The following is a 5,345-nucleotide window of genomic DNA, read 5'->3' on the forward strand; positions in this document are numbered from 1 at the left end:
TCCGTGGTTCAACCTCAAGTGAAATTGACAGCTATAACTCTCTTATAGAAAATCTTCAAAACAAGAGAAAAATGTTTTCCGGAATTGATCTAACTATTTCACCTTTTAATTCCTCAGGAGCAGACTTCAAAATAATTATAAAAAATGACAGCGAAAGACTGCAGCTACTCTCGGGATTGCTAAATTTTCGATCCAAGCAAATAAATGATTTAGATAACAAATTACATAACAATCATAATATTAACAACATGGAAAATAATGTATTTCAATCCAAAAAAGCCGATTTAGAAGTAAAAATCGAACTGCCCAATCAAGAGAAACCGTTTTTTGAAAAAATGTCCACTCCTAATAATTTGGTTAATATGCTGCAAAAAGCGGGGCAGAAATTAAATCCAAATGAGACACTACGCGTTAATTTGAACGGTACTTCATTAGTGCTCACCAAAGAACAAACCGAGAAGCCAGAAATTCTTCAAAACCTGGAAACAGAATACAATAAAGTTAACAGGCTAAAAAACGGGCATCCTGAAGAAAATAGAAATCTACAAGATTTAAAAGATCAGATCAAGTATTTAGGTTTTGGCGAAGAACAAAAAGTTCATACGGAACTGGCTGATAATTTAGCTTCAGATAAAAAAGAATTTATCATCAATATTTCTTCAGATAAAGCATCTTTCAAAAACAATGAAATCAATTTTGAGCTGAAATTTCAAAAATCTGAAAAAAATGAAAACTTCTACTTAAACTCTTTCCTTGCAAATCTTAAGAACAATGAGAAGGATGTCAACTTAAACCATACATTTTCCGCTAATGGAAACTTTACGGCTAAAGAAGCGATCAATCTTTTAGAAGGCAGATCTGTTAAAACGGAGATTTATAATAAACATTTGGATGCAAAAGAGGATGCTTTTGTAAAGCTACAATTGAATGAAGAAAAGAATGAAAAAGGAAATTTCAAGCTTCAGGTTTTTAATAAAAACTACGGAATTGACATTGAAAAGATCATTGATAAAGCAAAACTTCATTTTGATAACGATAAGCACAGAGAAATTACCACCAAATCACTTGAAAAAGGCAATATTGTTTCGGTAAAATTTTCAGATCTGAAAAATAATATAGTCGAAGGAAAAGCAATTCTCAACCCCCAATACAAGATGCTGAATCTGTATGATAATAAGATGAAAAGATTCAACTCTAATGAGCAGGCCTTTCAAAAGGATAATTCGGAAACTAATGAGGTAAAGAATCAGCAGAGCCATTCCCGAAAAATTTAATATCTATGAGAGTTTTTGCTTTATTATTCTTTTGTTTATTTCTAGTTTCTTGTAATAAGGGAAAAAAAATTCAAAGTAAAAGAGGTGGAATTGATATAGTCACGAATATTTATTACAGTGCTTCAAAAGGTCTTGAAGAGCACCAACAGATCATTTTGTCCAAAATGAACTACCAGGATAAGGACTTAATAGAATTAGTCCCCAATATTCAAATTCCAGAAATAATTGACAGTGTATATTATATCCGTGATTCATTATATTTCAGCATTGGAAATACTTTACAGTCAAAATCTTTGATTTTTAAAGATCAAAAATTTGAAAATGGTAGAAATGTCAAAAATAAAAGGTACGGAGCAATGTGGATTGACTTACCTATATCCAACTATCAGCAACGGAAAAATCTAAATGACACTGTACTTTATGGAAAAAAACACTTTAAAAGATTCCAAATTATAAGTAGAGAGACCTACAGTATTTTCTATCTAAATAAAACCGATACTATTCTACCCTATTCTCTTAATCCGCTTGCTGACAAGGACTATGGAGGACGGCTTGAAAGAATTGACAGCTATGATAAAAAAAGAGATTTATTCACAACAATCGTATTGCTGCCTAGGAAACGATGGGATAAAGAAGCTGCGGATATTTTTGAATATAATCATCAAACAAATATTGATTCCAAATAAAAAATCCCAAGCCAAATTGGCTTGGGATTTTTTATTTGATTGAAGTACGTTTTTTTGAAAGTTTAATCAACACTTGATCTGAATCTTTAATTTCAATTAATTGCTCTTCTATAAATAAAAACACATTTTTATCCAAAATAAAAATATCAAAAACAGTGTATCGCTGTTTTGAAAAAAATTTCCCCGTCAAAATAATGCAATTATTATACTTGACTGGAGGAGAAAGCTTAAGAGTAACTTTTGATTTGTTTGTCTTAGCGTAGAAGACAATAAATTTTCTTTTTTCGCTGTACTCAAGAACAAAATAATGTTTGTTATTTAGAACTTTTAGTGAAGTTAAGTAAAATAGGTTTTGAGCATCAATTTCGATCTCTTTTTTTTGATCATGACTATAAATTACGTTATTAAATATTTAAAAAATCAAATAATTTAGTGATAAATATTGCTTCGACAATACAAAGAAAAAGTTTTAAACAAAAAAATCCCCAAGAAGATGGGGATAAAAACTAATAACCATGAAAACTCAAATTAAACTTGAGAATCGCGGCAAAGGTATAAAATATCAGATGATACTTTGTCTCAGGACAATACAATGGCTCTATCCAATCAATTCTAATTATCAATGGAAGCTCCCACTAAATATTTAAAAGCTCACTAATTATATTGATTACCTTCTAAATTTTCTATATCATCTTCCCAGTGAGGTCTATTAAAGCCACTTACTGAATCAGCCAAAAGCAAATCATTTTTTAGAACAGGATAATGGCTTTGTTTATAAAAACAGGTAGTTTCAGCCCAATCAAAATTATTACTGGAAGCAAGCAGCTGAATACTATTACAATGTATCGCTCGGATATCTTTTTCTTTATAATCAAATCCCTGTATTATTTCCTCCGACTTCAAAAATCTTTTTCTTTCTACATATGGTCCGTCCAAATTTTCATAGCCGATATGAATAATTCCTGGACCATCAAGTGGTATTTGATCTACTGCTTTTACAAGAAGTAGTTTTACGTCCTTTGCTTTCATATTTATAGAATGTTCGGAGACACTTGTCCATTTAAGAATACTTATACTTCCTACTTTGTCAATGTAAAGATTTAGAATATCAAAATTTTTATCCTTACCCAATTTATATAGTTCATCGTGGTTAAATACGGTCACATAATTACCCCCACTTTCATATTTTCCAATGCAAACCTCAATTAATTCCGGTGAATTGTTTCTAATATCTCTTTCTTTTAATTCTCTATTTATAGAAGCCAAGTTCAACGGTCTAAATGAAATTTCAATTTCAGAAGTTTGAATTTGTGCTCTTTTATCTCCACTATGAATTTTAAGATATTCATTAAAACAATCAACTAAAATATTTTCGCCTGTCTCTGAAACTGGAACCTTAAAAATAATATCAATGGAATACGACAATTTATATTCTTGCAAAATGGCAGTCAATCGTAAAGATCTGTTTTGCCATTCTGACCTTTCGCTTTCAGAATAATCCGGAACTTTCTGCATTCTTTTACATTCAACCCAATATTGTTGTCCATCTTTTCTAATCTGCAAGTCCGGAGATTTATAATAAGTGCTTTCAGGTATAAAGGATACTTTCCATCCATTTTTACAATATAAATTTGCAACTGCCAGTTCAAAAAAAATGGTATCAGGGTGATTCTTTTTTTCGTTCAATAATTCCTCAATCTTTTTCTCTATCCCATCAATCTCAAGAAGTGTTGAAAGATTCTTCCCTATCATCGAAAAAAACGGAAATATACGAGCGGATTGTAGAGCGTCACCAGATAAAGGTCTTTCAAAGATACTTTCTACCAGATACATATACCATGCAATCCAGTCATCATAAAAAGCAATTGGCATGACGAGTTTGCCATCTTTACTTTCCGCTTTTTTAAATCCATACTGAATAGCTTCAACCTCACGAAAATATGATACAACTTTGTCTCGTCTTTTCAACCATCTTTCATCTCCCATTCTCGACACAAAAAAATTCAATGCTTTTTTTGCATCTATCGCCCAAGGTTCTTTTATGTAAATATTCACCATTTTAAGTAATTACTATTTTATATCTAATATACTTTAAATTTGAAAATGATTGAGATCATTCTGAATGAGCATTTAAAATATGATTAATTGAGTATTTTAAGTTAAAATTTCAACGAGTTCCGAGTTAGTAATAATCCTTTTGAAAAAAGGCAAGATACTCTTTTGTAGGCTCATTTTATATAAATGGACGTCCAAAAGGACATCTTGCACCACAAAAAAAACAAATTATTTTTACAATATAATCTTCAAAAGCCATTTTTTAAAAGTTGAAATCAACATTTGCAATAATGTGTAAACCTACAATTGAACAATTATATAAATATATATTGACAGTATTATTGAATTATATAAACATATAATTCAACAATTCAATAAATACATACTACCGTATTTATACAATTATATATTTAAATTGATGTAGAAATATAGAATGTTATAATTCAACAGAAAAAAATTCCAAAGGAGTTTTGCTGACAAAAGAAACAAGAAATTCAAAAAAAGCGGAAATAGAATAGCTTGAAGAATCAGATTTTTCATTGATGTAATAAGTGTGCATCAATTCATAATAAAGATCAGAATATTTTAGTGGAAGTAGAAAATTGATACTTTCCAATATTCTTTCTTCTTTTGTATTTTCAATCTTAGTTCCTCTCTTTTTATAAAAAACAAGATACTGCTCATTAGGAGCGGTAACCTTATGATATTTTTGCTGAAAACTCTTTTGAACATTCAGTAATGTGACACATAAATAATGTCTATAGGAAAATAGGGATAACAGGTCGTTATCCTTGTAATAAGTAAAACTGCAAATCTTAAAATTGTCCACTAAAGACTTATCGGTTTTTACCAATAAGTTTTTGGTTGCTTTTTTTGCGCACATAGAATGCTTATTTATTAGCCAACTTGCCGATTCAACGACAACAAATTATTACAAATGTAAAACTAAAACCGAAAAATATAAATCATATTTTTACGGCTTTACAAATTATTTAAAGCACAATAGACAATTTTATTTTGTCTTTTTTAAGTTTCTGAACCATTTCAACAGCTTTCTGTCGTTGGAAAACATAATATGCCAACTCTTTTGAAGGGCTGAAAAGGGGTAATTTTCCATTATAAATTCTTATAAACTTGGAATAATACAATCCTTCGTCAGAGGTAAAAATATATATTTTCCTGTGAGAAGCATAATTAATCCACTCCGCTAATTTATCTTTCAAAATAGCCGGGTCATTTTTAAGTTTAATGGTAAATGATTCATTTCCTTCAAAAGAATCATCTTTAAAAATAAGATTAAAATTACTGACATAGCAGCTTAAAACAATAT

General features: G+C 29.8%; 4 protein-coding genes and 1 pseudogene. 2 read left to right on the forward strand and 3 right to left on the reverse strand.

All coding sequences use genetic code 11. The annotated features are described in order from the left end of the window. Window positions 1-1,274: pseudogene (locus WFK35_RS20270) on the forward strand (hypothetical protein); the annotation flags it as partial. 5 nt (window positions 1,275-1,279) lie between these two features. Then, entirely contained in the window at window positions 1,280-1,960 is a 681-nt protein-coding gene (locus WFK35_RS20275) for a hypothetical protein (protein WP_002977304.1), read from the forward strand. A gap of 654 nt (window positions 1,961-2,614) precedes the next feature. Here WFK35_RS20275 and WFK35_RS20280 read toward each other — a convergent pair. From WFK35_RS20280 to WFK35_RS20290, 3 genes are all read right to left on the reverse strand, one after another. Next, complete coding sequence (locus WFK35_RS20280; protein ID WP_336734257.1) at window positions 2,615-4,018, reverse strand: hypothetical protein; 1,404 nt, start codon at window positions 4,016-4,018, stop codon at window positions 2,615-2,617. A gap of 433 nt (window positions 4,019-4,451) precedes the next feature. Continuing rightward, window positions 4,452-4,898, reverse strand: a complete 447-nt coding sequence (locus WFK35_RS20285; RefSeq protein WP_002977302.1) for a hypothetical protein — start codon at window positions 4,896-4,898, stop codon at window positions 4,452-4,454. A 109-nt stretch (window positions 4,899-5,007) separates the two neighbouring features. Further along, a partial coding sequence (locus WFK35_RS20290) for a hypothetical protein (protein WP_336734259.1) occupies window positions 5,008-5,345 on the reverse strand: 338 nt, incomplete at its 5' end.

The sequence above is a fragment of the Chryseobacterium sp. VD8 genome, assembly GCF_037149975.1.
In the GTDB taxonomy this organism is placed as follows: domain Bacteria; phylum Bacteroidota; class Bacteroidia; order Flavobacteriales; family Weeksellaceae; genus Chryseobacterium; species Chryseobacterium indicum.

What these genes read in the sequence shown, in the direction of transcription:
- WFK35_RS20275 (WP_002977304.1), top strand. Translation starts at nt 1,280, where the DNA reads ATGAGAGTTTTTGCTTTATTATTCTTTTGTTTATTTCTAGTTTCTTGT.
- WFK35_RS20280 (WP_336734257.1), bottom strand. Translation starts at nt 4,018, where the DNA reads ATGGTGAATATTTACATAAAAGAACCTTGGGCGATAGATGCAAAAAAA.
- WFK35_RS20285 (WP_002977302.1), bottom strand. Translation starts at nt 4,898, where the DNA reads ATGTGCGCAAAAAAAGCAACCAAAAACTTATTGGTAAAAACCGATAAG.